At 44.8% G+C, this 1,260-nt stretch carries 1 protein-coding gene; it reads left to right on the forward strand.

Translation table 11 applies throughout. The features are described 5' to 3' along the window. Positions 1-112 precede the first annotated feature (112 nt). The gene (locus tag D6D85_RS01400) at positions 113-982 is read left to right on the forward strand and encodes a thiamine pyrophosphate-dependent enzyme (RefSeq protein WP_237558705.1); all 870 of its coding nucleotides are present in this window, start codon (positions 113-115) and stop codon (positions 980-982) included. Positions 983-1,260 lie beyond the last annotated feature (278 nt).

Genomic DNA, 1,260 nt, shown 5'->3' on the forward strand with positions numbered 1-1,260 from the left:
TTATGCCCAGAATATTTAAAAATAGACCGCTCCCTCACTAAGCGGTGATGGTGATGTCCCTCCAATATCCAGACCTCCAATTTCATCTGTCCCTGATTCGCTCAGGAAGGTCTTGAGGAGAGCCATAAATAGGAACAAACAGCTTATTTTGAGGAGAATTTCCTGTGCAAATGGTTCATCCCTCAGCTCAATTCTTCTTGAGCTCTCAAGGAACACTGGAATCCCACTGTCCACACTGAAGCTGAATGCAAGGATCTTAAGGGACATGGGGCTGATAGCATATGAAAATGGCAGGACAGAGATAACAGAAGCCGGATCCCTCATACTCCATCTTCTTGAATCAGAGTCAAGCCTGATCAGCAGGATAGCTGGGAAAATGGGGGGAAATCACGTTAAGTCATCTATATCATGCTATGGAATAATAAAAGCTGTCCTCAGGGTGAAAAGGGAGAGGGATGTCCTCATATTGAGCAAGGGACATGCAGCTCCAGCCCTATATGCAGCTCTCTTCGAGGAAGGTAGAATAGGAAAGGAGGAGCTTGAGAAAGCTGGAATGCCCGAATCAAGGCTTCAAGCTCATCCTGAAAGAGGGATTCCTGAAGTGGTAGTTTCATCGGGTTCCCTTGGGCAGGGACTGTCAATAGCAAATGGAATTGCTCTTGCAGCTAGAATAGATGGTATCGACAGAAAGGTTTTTGTGATAATGGGGGATGGCGAGCTAGACGAGGGGCAGGTTTGGGAAGCAGCTGCCACAACCTCCTCTCACAGATTGAGCAATGTGATAGCAATAGTAGACAGAAATGGGACTCAGCTATCCGGAAATACAGAGGTAGTGAAGCAAAAGGAGCCAATATCAGCTAGATGGGCCTCTTTCGGCTGGATACCAGTTGAGGGAAATGGAAGCCCGGAGGTGCATCTGAGAAAAGCAGTGGAGCTATCTGAAAAAATGGACAGACCCGTGGTCTTCATAATGAGGAGTTGAAGGGCTTCAGGATACTATGAACTGGGATTTAAAGAATTTTAAACATTTACCCGCACTGCAAAATATCTTTAATAACTCTGCAAATTTCTAAATAATCCCTATTTCCAACTTAAACTCTTTTTTCTTTAATGAAGTATCTATTGAGAGTCACAGGTATCATGTTATTGTTGAGCACAGCCCTTTCCACCTTCTCTCACCATTTTGTACAGCTTCATCTCTTCATCAGCAGACATTGGCCTCAGGTCATCTATTGAAACCCCGAGCCTCTCAACAAGCTC

The organism is Candidatus Methanodesulfokora washburnensis, from assembly GCF_003947435.1.
GTDB lineage: Archaea > Korarchaeota > Korarchaeia > Korarchaeales > Korarchaeaceae > Methanodesulfokora > Methanodesulfokora washburnensis.